Here is a 15,521-nt window from a genome sequence, read left to right on the forward strand (position 1 = left end):
CGCACCGCAAAGGCATACGGGATCAGCAGCAGCGCTGGCAAAACCCCACCCCTTGGTGATCACGCCGATGCCCATGGCCGCGCAGCCGACGTAGAACCAGCGCCAGGCTGGCCCGAGCAGCAGATGACGCGCCAGGCCGTACAGCCCCAGGGACGTGAACAGCACCAGGTAACTGTCAATCTGCCCGGTGCGCAGGATGCTGTAGGTCTGATAGGTCGCCAGGTACAACAGCGCGGCGGTAAACCCGATGCGCTGGTTCCACAACCGTCGGCCCAGGTCATACACCATCGCCGTGACCGTCACCGCCGAAAAAAGCCCCGGTATGTACAGGGCCAGGTTGGGCTTGCCGGTGAGCCAGGCGAAGAACGCCACCGTCCACATGAATACCGGCGGCTTGTCGCCATAGATCTCGCCAGCACGGTGCGGAATCAGCCAGGAGCCGTGGTTCAGCATTTCCAGGGCCACACCGAGGAATCGCTCCTCATCGACGTTCTGTGCCTGACGCAGCCCCAGACCGGCGCCGACCAACAGCAAGGCGAGCAGCATCAGGCCCAGGCATTCAACCCTGGGCGATAGCGATCGGCGCATGATTTATTCCTTGAGATTTTTGCTTTTGGCAATCAATTGCAGGTTGCGCAGATACACGATCGAGCCAAAGGCCTGACCGGCAATGAACACCGGGTCCTGCCGGTAAATGGCATACGCCAGCAGCAAGGTGCTGCCGACGATGCTCAAGTACCAGAAGCTGGTCGGAATCACGCTGCGCTTTTTGTATTCGCTGTACAGCCACTGCAAGACAAAACGGCCGGTGAAGGCGATCTGACCGACGAAACCGACTATCAGCCACAGGGTTTCACGGGTCAGGGTCATACTTCGATCTCCTGGGCAGTGGTGTTCAAGCGGGTGCGCTTGATCAGCCACCAGACGCCCATCAGGTCGAGAATGCCCACCAGCGCCCGGTCGAGGTTGCCGTACTTGGACACCCCGACGGTGCGAGGCCGGTGGTTGACCGGATGAACGATCATTCGGCCGTTGTGGCGCTGAATCAATGCGGGGATGTAGCGATGCATGTGGTCGAAATACGGCAGGCGCAAAAACGCCGCCCGTTCGATCAGCTTCAATCCGCAGCCGGTGTCCGGGGTGGCGTCCTTGAGCAGACGGCGACGCAGGTTGTTGGCAAACCGCGAGGCCCAGCGCTTGCTCGCCGTATCGCGGCGGTTGACCCGATGCCCGGCGACCAGTTGCACATCGACCATGCCCGCCTCGCCGCGCACCAGCGCGAGCATGCCGGGAATGTCCGCCGGATCGTTCTGGCCATCGCCATCGAGGGTGGCCAGCCATTTTCCGCGTGCCTCCTGCGCCGCGTGGTACAGCGAAGTGCTTTGCCCCAGCGAGCGCTCATGGCGCAGGATCCGCAGGGTGCTCAGGCCGTCGTGCTTGATCTGCCGCAGCTCGTGCAAGGTGGCGTCGGTGCTGCCATCGTCGACCACGATGATTTCATAGGATTCCTCGGCCAAGGCCACGCGAATTTCCTCGAGCAAGGGCTTGAGGTTGTTCGCTTCGTTCTTGGCTGGAATCAGTACCGATACAAAAATGTCATGGCTCATAGAGTTCCCTCGTATTTTTTGATTTCTGCTATCAGAGGCGAACGCTTCAAATCTGATAAAACTGGCGATACCACTTAACAAACTCCCCCACCCCGGTGGCAACAGCCACCTGCGGCGGAAATCGATCCACTCGGTCAGTGCCGATACGTCGGCCCAGGTCTTGACTACATCGCCGGCCTGCAGCGGCATGTAGTTGCGCTGGGCCGCAATGCCCAGGGCGGCTTCCAAACAGTCGACGAAGTCCAGCAAGGCCACAGGTTGACCGCGACCGATGTTGAACAGGCGGTTCACACCCTCGGCTGGCTGGACCGGCACCGGTGGTTTCAGACGCAACCGGGCAATGCCTTCGACGATGTCGTCGATATACGTGAAGTCCCGCGCCATCTGCCCCTGGTTATAGATGTCGATGGGCAAGCCCTTGAGCATCGCCTCGGTGAACTTGAACAGCGCCATGTCCGGCCGGCCCCAGGGCCCATAAACGGTAAAGAAGCGCAGGCCGCTGGCCTTGAGGCCGTACAGATGGCAATAGCTTTGGGCCAGCAGCTCATTGGCGCGCTTGCTGGCGGCGTACAGCGAAATCGGATGTTCGACGGCATCTTCAACGCAAAACGGCATCTTGCTGTTGGTGCCATACACCGAGCTGCTCGACGCATAAATCAGATGCTCGGGGCGATGGTGCCGGCAGGCTTCCAGCATATTGAGGAAACCCACCAGGTTCGACTGGGCGTAGACATCAGGGTTGTCCAGCGAATAGCGCACTCCGGCCTGGGCGGCCAGGTGCACTACCTCAGTGAAGCGGTGTTCACCGAACAAGGCCATGAGCGCCGGTTTGTCGACGAGGTCGATTTTCCGGAAGCGAAAACCCGGCAAGGCTTCAAGTTCCTTGAGCCGTGCCTGCTTGAGCGTCACATCGTAGTAGTCGTTGAGGTTGTCGATCCCGACCACCTCAAGCCCTTCCTGACACAAGCGTTTGACCGTGTGAAAGCCAATGAAACCGGCAGCGCCGGTGACCAGAACAGTCATGACCCGTGCGCGCCCATCAGCGAATAGTAGCGGGTCAAAAACAGCGTCAGTTCCATGCCTTGCTCCAAATCTCAATGATAAAGCTGGTGACGTTGTCGAAGCGTCAAACACGCGGCACACTCTCTTGTTGAGCGGCCGCGCGCAGCCCCGCATACGGTGCCCGGCAAATTGTAAAAAATTTGTGAATGTTTTGTTCGTGTTTCATTCAGGCTACGTTCAGGTTTCAAATTTGTCGAGCAGATGACGCAACGATTTGTGTTGCCATTGGCGCGCGCCAATCTAAAGTGCATCCACGGCAGAGAAAAACATGAACCGGGTAGGGACGCAGAACCATGAGCACTGAGCAAGAAACGACCTTTGACGAACCGCGCCTCAACAGCACGGAAATCCGCATCCTGGGTTCGTTGATCGAGAAACAGGCTACCAGCCCGGAAACCTATCCATTGACCCTCAATGCGCTGGTGATTGCCTGCAATCAGAAAACCAGCCGCGAACCGGTGATGAACCTGACCCAGGGTCAGGTCGGCCAGAGCCTGCGCGCCCTCGAAGGACGCGGTTTCACCAAACTGGTGATGGGCAGCCGCGCGGATCGCTGGGAGCATAAGGTCGACAAGGCACTGGAACTGGTCCCGGCCCAGGTGATTCTGATGGGGCTGCTGTATCTGCGCGGCCCGCAAACCGTCAACGAACTGCTGACCCGCAGCGGGCGCATGCATGACTTCGAAGATACCGAGCAGGTCGTGCATCAGCTTGAACGGTTGATTGCCCGAGACCTCGCGCTGTTGATTGCGCGCCAGGCCGGACAGCGCGAAGACCGCTACATGCATGCCATGGGCGATCCGGCGGACATTGAGGTGATCCTCGCCGCGCGGCAGAATCCGGTCGAACGTGGTGGCGGCAGCGGTGTTTCGGTCGAGCGCATTGAAGAGCTGGAGGCCCGGATCGCAGCGCTGGAAGAGCGCTTGGCGCGGCTGGAGTAGTCTTTGTAGGAGCGAGCTTGCTCGCGATGAACTCAAATGCAACGCGTTTATTCAGAAAGAACGCGTTATCGTTAACGCCCATCGCGAGCGAGCTTGCTCCTACAGGGGATGCGCGATTCCGGAGGTTATTCACCCTCCCAATCATCCACCCCAGCCGCCCGCCGGGCAGGCAATCACGTCACCGGCGCGGATCGGAAAGCGTTCAGCGCCCAGACGCACTTCACCCTCTCCGGCCACGATATAGAACATACCGAGGTTTGCATGCATCCTGCGATTATAGGCAGGGGTTTACTTGCAAGACCGAGTCGCCCCCTTCGCGAGCAAGCCCGCTCCCACAGTTGACCGCATTTCATCTGGAGGACTCGATCGAATGTGGGAGCGGGCTTGCTCGCGAAGAGGCCAGCACAGACAACTAAAAATTTGAGCTAATCAAACCCGAGCAAAAGCCACCGCTGCCTGAAACTGCTCATCAGTCGGCCTCACGCCGGTATAAAGCACAAACTGCTCCAGCGCCTGGATCGCAATCACTTCGAGCCCGGTAATCACCTTTTTACCCTCGGCCCGCCCAAATACGATCATCGGTGTTTCCGAGGGAATCGCCACCACATCGAAGACGATATCCGCATCTCTGATGACGTCGGCCTCGAACGCCAGTTGACCGGCTTCCGGACCGCCATCCATACCGACAGGGGTCACGTTGACCAGCATCTGCGGTCGCTGGGCACCGAGTTCCGCTTGCCATTCGTATCCCAGTGAATCGGCCAGCGTATGGCCGGCACGTTCGTTCCGTGCCACGATCAGTCCGTTTTTGTAACCGCCATCGCGCAAGGCGCTGGCTACGGCCTTGGCCATGCCGCCGCTGCCGCGCAGGGCAAAAGTCGCGTCCTTGGGCACATCGTGGGTCTCCAGCAACTGGGCAATGGCGATGTAATCGGTGTTGTAGGCCTTCAGATGGCCGTTGGTATTGACGATGGTGTTTATCGACTGGATGGCGGCGGCAGACGCGTCAAGTTCGTCGACCAAGGCAATGCACGCTTCCTTGAACGGCATCGACACGCCACAGCCGCGAATGCCCAGGGCACGAATGCCACCCACCGCCCCCGACAAGTCCTGACTGCTGAACGCCTTGTAGTAAAAATTCAGCCCCAATTGTTCATACAGATGATTGTGAAAACGCAGGCCAAAGTTACCGGGGCGCCCGGAGAGGGACATGCACAGTTGGGTGTCTCTGTTCGGGTTCATCTGCATGCGGATCTCCTTGCAATGCACTTTCAGATGGACGGGATAGCCGGCCCACCTGTTCTGATCGATCATATTCCCGTGCCTGCACGCGGAATTACGCGACCCTAAGCAGGCCGGTACAGACCTTACACAAAATTTACCTGGCGGCTGTGCTGATTTTCAAAAAAACGCTGTCTTAGAAGTATCCCCGCGACAATCCTTGGGTCTATTGCAGACGCAAGCGCCGGGTCGAAGAACCGAGGAATTATCATGATCCGTAAAATCCCCACAGTTGCCTTGCTCATTGGTGCTCTGGCTATCGCAGGGCAGGCGCAAGCCCATGGTGGTGGTGGTGGTAATGACGCGGCGGTATTTGGAGCGATTGTCGGTACGGCCATCGTCGGTTCGGCCCTGATCAATGCCAACCGGCCGGTGTATGTCGCGCCGCAACCGGTTTATGCCCAACCGGTCTACGCCCAACCCGCGCCGGTTTACTACGCGCCACCGCCACCGGTTTATTACCAACCGGCTCCGGTGTACGTGCAACAACCGATCTATTACAGCCCGGCACCGGTTTATTACGGACCACCCCGTGGTTATTACTACGGCCATCCCCACGGTTATGGTCGCTGGTAACAGCCCCATCAGGCCCCGCCCCATCGGCGGGGTTTTTTATGGCCGTTCGTCGGCAGTGGTCTGGATAAATCTTGTCAGTGTCGTTCTCGGACAGTATCGACGGTTCAAGCGGGCAAGATTGATTCGCCTGTCCGCCAGCAACAGGTTGATCACAGGTTACAAAAACAAGGACGCCCTCATGCCCACTCAGAACCCGCACCGCATTGTCGGCCTATGTACCTCCAGCAAGGTGTACAACGCCCTGACCGAACTCAAGCACCTGGAAGGTCATCGCAGCGCCAAATTTCTCTCGCTGCTGACGCAAAACCTGGTGCGCAAAGGCCTGCTCAACGAGCAGGAAGTGGTCCATATGCTCGATCAGGTGGTCGACTGACCGACAGACGGTCTGTCTGGCCACAATCGCGTCAATGACCACTATCGAAAACGTTGATTGTCAGAAAATCGCCGGGCCTTAAGGTAGCTCCATAGATTGATGGAGGTACCTATGATGTCTCAAGTTCAGATCATGTCCGTTATCGGCAGCGCCGTTCCCGCATCGCTCAGAGAGTCCGGATTGCTTGCCTGCTGGTATCTGATGCTGGACGGCGAACCGATCAGCGGTCCGCTCACCTCGCTGCCGGCCGCCAAGGCGATGTCGCAACGTGTCAGCCCGGACCAGACCGGCAAACTCAGCGCTTAAGGCAGCTGAACCCGCGGTTTGGTTTCAAGGAAAATGTCCCAGCTCGACATGAATAGTGCCGCAATCAACGGGCCGATGACAAAACCGTTGATCCCGAAAACCGCCAGGCCACCGAGGGTCGAGATCAGGATCAGGTAGTCCGGCATTTTCGTGTCCTTGCCCACCAGGGTCGGGCGCAGCACGTTATCCACCAGCCCGATCACGAACACCCCGAACAACCCCAGCACCACGCCTTGCCAGATCGCGCCCGTGAACAGCAAAAACGCTGCCACCGGCCCCCAGACGATTCCCGCCCCTACCGCTGGCAACAGCGACAAAAACGCCATCAGCACCGCCCAGAGCAACGCACTGGGGATGTCCAGAAACCAGAAAATCAAACCACCCAATACGCCTTGCGTGATGGCCATCACCAGGTTGCCCTTAACGGTAGCCCTGACCACGCGATTGAACTTGAGCTGCAGACGACGTTTCTGCTGTTCTTCCAGCGGTATGGCGGCGCGCACCTTGCGTGCGAGATCCGCGCCGTCGCGCAGAAAAAAGAACAGCAAGTACAGCATGATGAAAAAGCTGACGATGAAGTCGAACGTCCCCTGGCCCAAACTGAATGCCTGAGTCGCCAGCACTTGCCCTCCGGCCACCGCGCTCTTGATAATTTTTTCCCGCATTCCGTCCAGCCCGCCCAAGCCGAAACGATCAAGTAAATGCTGGAAATACGGCGGCAGGCTGTGTTTGAACTGCGCCACGTAACCGGCAATGTCCAGTTCACCGCTTTCAATGCGCTGGTACACCGCCGCGCCCTCCTGCACCAGCAAGATGCTGAGGATGATCACCGGCAGGATCGCAATCACCAGACAGATGCCCAGGGTGAGCAACGACGTGAGATTGCGTTGCCTGCCGAACTTCAATTGCAGCCGGCGCTGCATGGGCGCAAAGAGGATGCCGAGGATCACGGCCCAGAACACCGCGCCGTAAAACGGCAGCAGAATCCAGACAAAAGCGATGCTCACCACACCCAGCAGAACCATCAGCGATTTGTCTTGCAGAGTCTCTTCGTTCATGTCCGATCCATGCCAGTGCGCCGGGACGCCCAAATGCGCCCAGGTTACGCCCTGATGCTTAGGCCGCAACGGCTCGCGCGAGTGCCATCCGTTTGTTCAAAAACATAGATCCAGATCAATAAACCCTCGGGGCAAGCCGTTTACCCTCGACGGCTTTTGCGATCGAGCCGCCATGAACCTCATTGCTCCAGAACTGCTCGCCCCCGCCGGCACCCTGAAAACATGCGTTATGCCTTCGCCTATGGCGCCGATGCCGTGTACGCCGGCCAGCCGCGCTACAGCCTGCGGGTGCGCAACAACGAATTTGATCATGCCAACCTGGCCCTCGGCATTGACGAGGCACAGGCTCAGGGCAAGCGCTTCTATGTGGTGGTGAACATCGCACCGCACAACGCCAAGCTGAAAACCTTCCTCAAGGACCTGGCGCCCGTCATCGCCATGGCGCCTGACGCCCTGATCATGTCCGACCCCGGTCTGATCATGCTGGTGCGTCGGCACTATCCGCAGATGCCGATTCACCTCTCGGTGCAGGCCAACACAGTGAACTGGGCAAGCGTGGAGTTCTGGCAACAACAGGGCTTGAGCCGGATCATCCTCTCGCGGGAACTGTCCCTGGAAGAAATCGCCGAAATCCGTCAACAGGTCCCGGCGATGGAGCTGGAGGTGTTCGTTCATGGCGCGTTGTGCATGGCCTACTCAGGTCGCTGCCTGCTGTCGGGCTACATGAACAAGCGCGATGCCAACCAGGGTAGCTGCACCAATGCCTGTCGCTGGAAGTACTCGGCGCAGGAGGCCACGGAAAATCAGTCAGGCGAGATCGTCCAGCTCTGTCAGCCGGAACCAACCCTGGGCATCGGCGCGCCCACCGGGCAAGTGTTCCTGTTGCAGGAAGCCAATCGTCCGGGCGAGCTGATGCCGGCATTCGAAGATGAACACGGCACCTACATCATGAACGCCAAGGATCTGCGCGCGGTTCAGCATGTCGAGCGCCTGACGCAGATGGGCGTGCATTCATTGAAGATCGAAGGGCGGACCAAATCGCACTTCTATTGCGCACGCACCACTCAGGTCTATCGCCGGGCGATCGACGACGCGGTGGCGGGACGGGCGTTTGACCGCAGCCTCATGACCGACCTGGAATCCCTCGCCCAGCGCGGCTACACAGAGGGTTTCCTGCGTCGGCATGTGCATGACGAATACCAGAACTACCAGAACGGCAGCTCGGTGTCGGAACGCCAACAGTTTGTCGGCGAACTGACTGGCGAGCGGCGGGATCGGCTTGCAGAGGTGAAGGTAAAAAACCGCTTTGTGCTGGGCGATCACATGGAACTGATGACCCCCAAGGGCAACTTCCACTTCGACCTGCATCAGTTGCATAACGTCAAAGGCGAGCCCATCAACGTGGCGCCAGGGGATGGGCATACGGTGTACTTGCCGATACCGGATGCAGTGGATTTGCGGTTTGGGTTGTTGATGCGGGATGTGGGCGGTATTTGAAAATACTACGGCCAAGACACATCGCTTTTTGTAGGAGCAAGGCCGCTCTCAGGCGAATTCTTCGCGCAACATCGCCACAAACGCTTCCCGCGCCGGGTGCACCCCGGCGTTTTCATGCCAGTAAAACAAGTTATCGATGGCAGTCAGCTCAGGGAATTCGTACCCCACGCAACCAGCACCCTTGGCGTATTGATCAAACACACCCTTGGGCACCAGTGCCACACCAGCCCCGGCACTGACGCATCCGACAATCGCGCCGTAACTGGCCAGGCTGACAATCGGCAGCGCCTGCCCCTGGCGTAATAACCAATGCTCCAGCGCCGCCCGATACGGACAGCCCTGGGGCCACATGAATACGGTTTTGTCGTGCAAATCCGCCATGTCGCGCACCGGTCCTAGCGATGTCGAGGCAATCAGCAACAAGTCTTCGCGGTACATCGGTGTGCGTTTGAGGTGCGAGCGCTCGACATCTACTGCGACGATGGCGCCGTCGAGCCGATGGCTCAGCGTGTCATCCAGCAACTGGCCCCAGGTGCCGGTGGTCAGTTCAAGCGCCACCGCTGGATATCGCTTGTGGAATTTCGCCAGCAAGCGCGGCAGGCGACCGGTGGCCGAAGACTCGATGGCACCAATGCGCAACGGACCGGACGGTTCGGCGGATGGGTCCACCGCACGCTTGGCTTCTGCCGTCAAAGCCAGAATCTTCGAGGCATAGGCCAGAAAAGTCTGGCCCGACGGGCTGATGCGCAGACCGCGACCCTCGCGCAGAAACAGCGCGACACCCAACTCGGCTTCCAGCGATTTGATGCGTGCCGTGATGTTCGACGGCACGCAATGCAGCACCTCGGCCGCGCGGGCGATGCTGCCGACCTCGGCCACGGTCTTGAACATGCGGATCTGCGCCAGCTCCATATACATCACTCAAAGTGAATGGTTCGCGCAGTATAAGTCAGTTGTGGCGAATGATCCCGGTTCAGATACTAAGTGCATCTGCCTCTCGGTGCACAACCATGAATGTACTCACGCCCTCCTCCAGCTCCCCCTTGAAAATCATTTTGGCCATGGCCTTCGTCGTGGCCTGCTGGGGTTATTCTCCGACCGGCATTCACATTGGCTTGCAGGCCTACAACCCTGGACATCTGGCGTTGTCGCGCTTTCTGCTGGCGTCGTTGTTCATGGCCGTGGTCGCGGTGTTCAGAGGCATTCATCGGCCAAAACTTCGCGATGTACCACTGCTGATGGCGCTGGGTTTCTTTGCGGTGAGCCTGCATCACGTGGCGATCAATTTCGGCCAGCAGGGTGTCAGCGCCGGCGCGTCGAGTGTGCTGGCGCAGTCGACGCCATTGTTCAGCACCATGCTGGCGCGCTTTGTGTTCAAGGACCGAGTGAGCCTCTGGCGCTGGGGTTGCGTGGTTTTGGGATTGATCGGCGTGGTGATTGTGGTGGCGGGCGATCACGGCTTGGGCAGCATTGACGCCCATGGCTTGTTGATCCTGTTGGCGGCGTTGTCCTGGAGTCTTTACTTTGCCCTGCAAAAGCACCACACCGGGCGTTATGACGGGTTGACGCTGGTGTGCTACACGGTCTGGTCGGGGACGGCGCTGCTGCTGATTTTCCTGCCGGGGCTGGCGGATCAAGTCGTCAAGGCCCCATTGCGCGTGCAGTTCGCAGTGCTTGCCTTGGGATTTTCCCGAGTGCCCTGGCGTATCTGGCGTGGGCCTATGTGCTGGCGCATGTAGACCTTAGCCGGGCGACGATGACGCTGTACCTGGTGCCGCCGATGGCGATGGCAATTGCGTCCGTGGCGTTGGGCGAGCAGCCGACGTTGATGGTGGCGATTGGTGCGATGGTGGTGTTGATCAGTGTGCTGGCTTTGAATCTGGAGCGGCGGACGGTGGTTCAGGTGGCTCGTGCCTGATCACCGTAGATACCCTGTAGGAGCGAGCCTGCTCGCGATGAGCCCGGGCCCACCGCGGGGAGTCAGGTACCCAACGTTATCGTTAACGACCATCGCGAGCAGGCTCGCTCCTACAGCGAAAACCGGTCCCGGCTATTGGTCAAGTGCAACCACATCGCCGCCCGCGCCGCGTCCGGGTCCTCGCGTTTAATGGCGTTAAGGACCGCTTCGTGTTCCAGGTTGGCCAACTGCCCGAGCTTGCTCAAGTCCACCGCGCCGCGTTCGGCCGCGTTGACCCGGGTTCGCGGAATCATGGCGCTGCCCAGATGCTGCATGATTTCGGTGAAGCACACATTGCCGGTGGCTTCGGCAATCAGCAGATGAAAGCGCCGGTCTGCTTCGACGCAACTGTCGTTGTTGGCCAGCAGGTTTTGATAGTCATCGAGCGCTTGGCGCATCTGCGCCAATTGCTGATCGGTTCTACGAATCGCGGCCAGCGCCGCCGCCTGGGTTTCCAGGCCCATGCGTAACTCCAGAATGCTGCGCACCCCAGCGCGGTATCGACATTGAGCCGCAGCCCCTGCTCCGGCGCCCGCTCCAGCACAAAGGTGCCGATACCGTGACGGGTTTCCACCAACCCTGAAGCCTGCAATTTCGAAATGGCCTCGCGCACCACCGTGCGACTGACACCGTGCTCAAGAACAATGCTGTTCTCCGACGGCAACTTGTCGCCAGGCAGCATCTGCCCGAGCAGGATGCTCTGGGTCAGCTTGGCCACCAGGTCGTGGGCCAGATTGTGGCTGCGTTTGCGGGCAGGCGCGTCGAGGTCTTCTTGCATGGCGATCATCCAAAAGCAGAACTGATGGAATCGTAGCACCGCGCTCGTTTGCAATCTCGAGAAAACAACTTCAACTTGTATGACAACACTCAACAACCATCACGATAACGACCATTTCAGCCCCCATACAAAACCGCAAAAAGAATAACAACCACCCGATTCAACGCGATTTCGTTGGACAAAATCTGTTGCGGACCGAAAAAACCTAGTTGTATGATGTCTATCAACAGCGCAGCACTTGGTTGCACCCCGCATAAAAATAACGAGTGGGAGAAAACGCAGTGAATACATCCATCTCAGGGATGGACAGTGGCGCCAATTCGGCCTTGCAGTCCGCGATCTCGAAAGTCAAACGTCACGTCTTGCCGCTGTTCGTCATCATGTTCATCGTCAACTACATTGACCGCGTGAACATCGGCTTCGTCCGCGCCCACATGGAACACGACCTGGGCATTGGCGCTGCCGCCTACGGCCTCGGTGCCGGTCTGTTCTTCATCGGTTACGCACTGTTCGAAGTACCCTCCAACATCCTTCTGCAAAAGGTCGGCGCACGCATCTGGCTGACCCGCATCATGCTGACCTGGGGCCTGGTGGCCGCGGGCATGGCGTTCATCCAGAACGAAACCCACTTCTATATCCTGCGATTTCTGCTGGGCGTGGCCGAAGCCGGATTCTTTCCCGGGTGATCTACTACTTCACCCGCTGGTTGCCCGGCGTAGAGCGCGGCAAGGCGATTGCGATTTTTCTCAGCGGCTCGGCGATTGCCTCGCTAATCTCCGGTCCGCTGTCCGGCCTGCTACTGCAAGTCAGCGGTTTTGGCCTGCACGGCTGGCAATGGATGTACTTCATCGAGGGGATGTTCTCGGTGGGCCTGTGCTTCTTTGTCTGGTTTTGGCTGGACTCCAAACCCCACGACGCCAAATGGCTGACTCGTGATGAGCAGGACGCACTGGTCAAGGCCATCGACGACGAACAGCTTGCCCGTGAGGCTGCGACGCCGATCAAACCGTCCTTGGGCAAACTGCTAAAGGACCGGCAGATCATCCTGTTCTGCGTGATTTACTTCTTCATCCAGCTGACCATCTACGCCGCGACCTTCTGGCTGCCGAGCATCATCAAGAAGATGGGCGACATGAGCGACTTCCAGGTCGGGATGTTCAACTCGATTCCGTGGCTGCTGTCGATTATCGGCATGTACGCCTTCGCTTCGCTGTCGGCCAAATGGAAGCACCAGCAAGCCTGGGTTGCCACCGCTTTGCTGATCGCTGCCGCCGGGATGTTCATGTCCACCACTGGCGGGCCGGTCTTCGCCTTTGTTGCGATTTGCTTTGCCGCGCTGGGCTTCAAATCGGCATCGTCGCTGTTCTGGCCGATTCCCCAGGCCTATCTGGATGCACGCATCGCCGCTGGCGTCATCGCGCTGATCAACTCGGTGGGTAACCTCGGCGGCTTCGTCGCGCCAACCACTTTCGGTCTGCTGGAAGAACGCACCGGATCCATCCAGGGCGGGCTGTATGGCCTGGCCGCGACCTCGATCATCGCCGCGATCATCGTCTTCGCCGCACGCAACAAACCCAAAGCGGCACCCATTACTGCACCGGGCAAACCATCGCCCAATCACGCCCGAAGCATCACGCCTGAACACAAGTTTTAAAAGGATAAGAAAATGACCGCACACGAAACCGCCAAAGCCCCGATCATCACCAGCATGCAAGTCGTTCCAGTGGCCGGCCACGATGGCATGCTGCTCAACCTGAGCGGCGCCCACGGGCCGTTTTTCACCCGCAACATCGTGATCCTCAAGGACAACGCCGGCCACACCGGCGTCGGCGAAGTACCGGGTGGCGAGCGCATTCGCCAGACCCTCGAAGACGCACGCAGCCTGGTGGTCGGTAGCCCGATCGGCACTTATCAGAAAATCCTCAACCAGGTGCGCCAGACCTTCGCCGACCGCGATGCCGGCGGTCGCGGTTTGCAGACTTTCGACCTGCGCATCACCATTCACGCCGTGACCGGCCTGGAAGCCGCGCTGCTCGACTTGCTCGGCCAGCATCTGGACGTACCGGTCGCCGCTCTGCTCGGCGAAGGCCAGCAGCGCGATGAAGTGAAGATGCTCGGTTATCTGTTTTATGTCGGTGATCGCAACGAAACCGACCTCGCCTATCGCGACGAGCCCGACGCCGACAACGACTGGTTCCGCGTGCGTCACGAAAAAGCCATGACCGCGGATGCGGTGGTGCGTCTGGCGGTCGCCGCCCACGCGCGCTATGGCTTCAAGGATTTCAAGCTCAAAGGCGGCGTGCTCAGCGGCGATGCCGAAATCGAAGCGGTCACCGCTCTGGCCGAACGCTTCCCCGATGCGCGCATCACCCTCGATCCGAATGGCGCGTGGTCACTCAAGGAAGCGATCCGTTTGTGCCGTGATCAGCATCACGTGCTGGCTTATGCGGAAGATCCTTGCGGCGCGGAAAACGGTTACTCGGGCCGCGAAGTCATGGCTGAATTCCGCCGCGCAACGGGCCTGAAAACCGCAACCAACATGATTGCCACCGACTGGCGGGAAATGGGTCATGCGATCCAGTTGCAATCGGTCGATATCCCGCTGGCCGATCCGCACTTCTGGACCATGCAGGGTTCGGTACGTGTCGCCCAGATGTGCCACGAATGGGGCCTGACCTGGGGCTCGCATTCCAACAACCACTTCGACATTTCCCTGGCGATGTTCACCCACGTCGCGGCGGCCGCGCCGGGTGAAATCACCGCCATCGACACCCACTGGATCTGGCAGGACGGCCAGCGCCTGACCAAAGCCCCGCTGCAAATCGTCGACGGCTGCGTGCAGGTGCCGCAGAAACCGGGACTGGGCGTGGAGCTGGACCTGGATCAACTGGCCAAGGCCCATGAGCTATATAAAGGCATGGGCCTGGGTGCGCGGGATGACAGCGTGGCCATGCAGTTTTTGATTCCGGGCTGGAAGTTCGATAACAAGCGGCCGTGTCTGGTGCGCTAGCACCCTACTCCCTGTAGGAGCGAGCACGCTCGCGATGGTCGTGAACGATAACGCGGGAAACCAGATGCCCCGAGGCGCCTTCTGGTTTTTCGCGAGCATGCTCGCTCCTACAGAAGACGGTCATTGCATCAGCAACCAGCTCTTGAACGCCGCCATCGCCGACGTTTCAGGCCGCGACTGCAACCGGGTCAGCCAGTAGCTTCCGGTGGTAATGTGAATCGGGAAAGGCTGCTGAATCACATCCGCCGCCAATTGCCGCGAGAACATCAGCGGCGGCGCCAACGCCACGCCCGCTCCTTGCAAGGCAGCCTCCATCATTGCTAATGACGAGTCGAAAACAATGCTTCTGGGCGATGCCGCCAAGGTCGACAGTCCGGCAGCCTGGAACCACTCGGGCCACTCGTCCGCGCGGTAGGAGCGCAGCAGCGTTTGCTGCAAAAGGTCGGTCGGTGATTTCAATTGCCGGGCAATCTCGGGCACACACAACACCGACAACGGCGCCTCGATCAACCGCACCGCTTCGATGCCGTGCCACGCCCCTGCGCCAAATCGTATGGCGTAATCCAGTCCTTCAGCGGCGACATCCACCCGATTATTGTTGGTCGACAGCCGCAAATCTATGAACGGATGTTTCGCATGGAAGTCCGCCAGTCGCGGCAACAACCACCCGATGGCAAACGTCCCCACCGCCCCGACCGTCAGCACCTCACGAAAATGCCCGCCCTCAAAGCACTCAAGGGTTTCGGCAATACGGTCGAAACACTCGCGCAACACCGGCAGCAGGGTTTCCCCTTCACGGGTCAGCATCAGCCCGCGGGGCAAGCGCTTGAACAGGGTCACGCCGAGTTGGGACTCAAGGCTTTTGACCTGATGACTCACCGCCGCCTGCGTGACGCACAACTCCACCGCTGCCCGGGTAAAACTCAAGTGTCGAGCCGAAGCCTCGAAGGCGCGCAATGCATTGAGCGGTAATTGAGGCCGGATCATGCCAACTCCATAATTTTTCTAATGGCTCATCCGAAATTTCGTCGTTTGTCTATGATCGGCAGAATGAATAGATTGGGCACGCTCATCG

11 protein-coding genes and 7 pseudogenes are annotated in these 15,521 nt (G+C 59.3%); 8 read left to right on the forward strand and 10 right to left on the reverse strand.

Features of this window, described 5'->3' with window-relative positions:
• From CES87_RS26900 to CES87_RS26915, 4 genes and pseudogenes are all read right to left on the reverse strand, one after another.
• A pseudogene (locus tag CES87_RS26900) lies at positions 1-588 on the reverse strand (ArnT family glycosyltransferase); the annotation flags it as partial.
• 3 nt (positions 589-591) lie between these two features.
• Positions 592-870, reverse strand: a complete 279-nt coding sequence (locus CES87_RS26905) for a lipid-A-disaccharide synthase N-terminal domain-containing protein (RefSeq protein ID WP_128608500.1) — start codon at positions 868-870, stop codon at positions 592-594.
• Positions 867-1,607 (reverse strand): glycosyltransferase family 2 protein, encoded by a 741-nt coding sequence (locus CES87_RS26910; protein WP_128608501.1) that lies wholly within the window; start codon positions 1,605-1,607, stop codon positions 867-869. Before CES87_RS26910 ends, CES87_RS26905 begins: the two co-directional genes overlap by 4 nt.
• A gap of 46 nt (positions 1,608-1,653) precedes the next feature.
• Positions 1,654-2,630, reverse strand: a pseudogene (locus CES87_RS26915) (SDR family NAD(P)-dependent oxidoreductase).
• Between the two features lie 332 nt (positions 2,631-2,962).
• Between CES87_RS26915 and CES87_RS26920 the strand changes: the two are divergent.
• The gene (locus CES87_RS26920; RefSeq protein WP_128608502.1) at positions 2,963-3,610 is read left to right on the forward strand and encodes a YceH family protein; all 648 of its coding nucleotides are present in this window, start codon (positions 2,963-2,965) and stop codon (positions 3,608-3,610) included.
• A 153-nt stretch (positions 3,611-3,763) separates the two neighbouring features.
• Here CES87_RS26920 and CES87_RS32705 read toward each other — a convergent pair.
• Both CES87_RS32705 and CES87_RS26930 read right to left on the reverse strand, forming a co-directional pair.
• A pseudogene (locus CES87_RS32705) lies at positions 3,764-3,880 on the reverse strand (cupin domain-containing protein); the annotation flags it as partial.
• Positions 3,881-4,039: 159 nt separating this feature from the next.
• A complete protein-coding gene (locus tag CES87_RS26930; RefSeq protein ID WP_128608504.1) occupies positions 4,040-4,858 on the reverse strand; it encodes a shikimate 5-dehydrogenase in 819 nt (272 codons plus the stop codon).
• A gap of 243 nt (positions 4,859-5,101) precedes the next feature.
• Here CES87_RS26930 and CES87_RS26935 point away from each other — a divergent pair, with 243 nt between their 5' ends.
• From CES87_RS26935 to CES87_RS26945, 3 genes are all read left to right on the forward strand, one after another.
• A complete protein-coding gene (locus CES87_RS26935) occupies positions 5,102-5,467 on the forward strand; it encodes a hypothetical protein (protein ID WP_128608505.1) in 366 nt (121 codons plus the stop codon).
• 178 nt (positions 5,468-5,645) lie between these two features.
• A complete protein-coding gene (locus tag CES87_RS26940) occupies positions 5,646-5,840 on the forward strand; it encodes a hypothetical protein (protein WP_034149937.1) in 195 nt (64 codons plus the stop codon).
• 114 nt (positions 5,841-5,954) lie between these two features.
• Positions 5,955-6,146, forward strand: a complete 192-nt coding sequence (locus CES87_RS26945) for a hypothetical protein (protein ID WP_128608574.1) — start codon at positions 5,955-5,957, stop codon at positions 6,144-6,146.
• On the opposite strand, the gene CES87_RS26950 is transcribed toward CES87_RS26945, so the two are convergent.
• Positions 6,143-7,204 carry an AI-2E family transporter gene (locus tag CES87_RS26950; protein ID WP_128608506.1) on the reverse strand — a complete coding sequence of 354 codons (1,062 nt, stop codon included), beginning with the start codon at positions 7,202-7,204 and terminating at the stop codon, positions 6,143-6,145. The genes CES87_RS26945 and CES87_RS26950 overlap by 4 nt on opposite strands.
• A gap of 172 nt (positions 7,205-7,376) precedes the next feature.
• On the opposite strand from CES87_RS26950, the pseudogene yegQ reads away from it, so the two are divergent.
• Positions 7,377-8,701: pseudogene (gene yegQ / locus CES87_RS26955) on the forward strand (tRNA 5-hydroxyuridine modification protein YegQ).
• A 48-nt stretch (positions 8,702-8,749) separates the two neighbouring features.
• Here the strand turns inward: yegQ and CES87_RS26960 are convergent.
• Positions 8,750-9,613 (reverse strand): LysR family transcriptional regulator, encoded by an 864-nt coding sequence (locus CES87_RS26960; protein WP_128608507.1) that lies wholly within the window; start codon positions 9,611-9,613, stop codon positions 8,750-8,752.
• Positions 9,614-9,711: 98 nt separating this feature from the next.
• Between CES87_RS26960 and CES87_RS26965 the strand changes: the two are divergent.
• Positions 9,712-10,619, forward strand: a pseudogene (locus CES87_RS26965) (DMT family transporter).
• Between the two features lie 110 nt (positions 10,620-10,729).
• Here CES87_RS26965 and CES87_RS26970 read toward each other — a convergent pair.
• Positions 10,730-11,436: pseudogene (locus CES87_RS26970) on the reverse strand (FadR/GntR family transcriptional regulator).
• 281 nt (positions 11,437-11,717) lie between these two features.
• Here CES87_RS26970 and CES87_RS26975 point away from each other — a divergent pair.
• Positions 11,718-13,090: pseudogene (locus CES87_RS26975) on the forward strand (MFS transporter).
• A 12-nt stretch (positions 13,091-13,102) separates the two neighbouring features.
• A complete protein-coding gene (gudD, locus tag CES87_RS26980) occupies positions 13,103-14,446 on the forward strand; it encodes a glucarate dehydratase (RefSeq protein ID WP_128608508.1) in 1,344 nt (447 codons plus the stop codon).
• Between the two features lie 120 nt (positions 14,447-14,566).
• Here the strand turns inward: gudD and CES87_RS26985 are convergent, their stop codons facing one another.
• Complete coding sequence (locus CES87_RS26985) at positions 14,567-15,433, reverse strand: LysR family transcriptional regulator (protein ID WP_128608509.1); 867 nt, start codon at positions 15,431-15,433, stop codon at positions 14,567-14,569.
• Positions 15,434-15,521: the final 88 nt, after the last annotated feature.

Origin of the sequence: Pseudomonas sp. ERMR1:02, assembly GCF_002277815.1 — a bacterium.
Lineage (GTDB): Bacteria > Pseudomonadota > Gammaproteobacteria > Pseudomonadales > Pseudomonadaceae > Aquipseudomonas.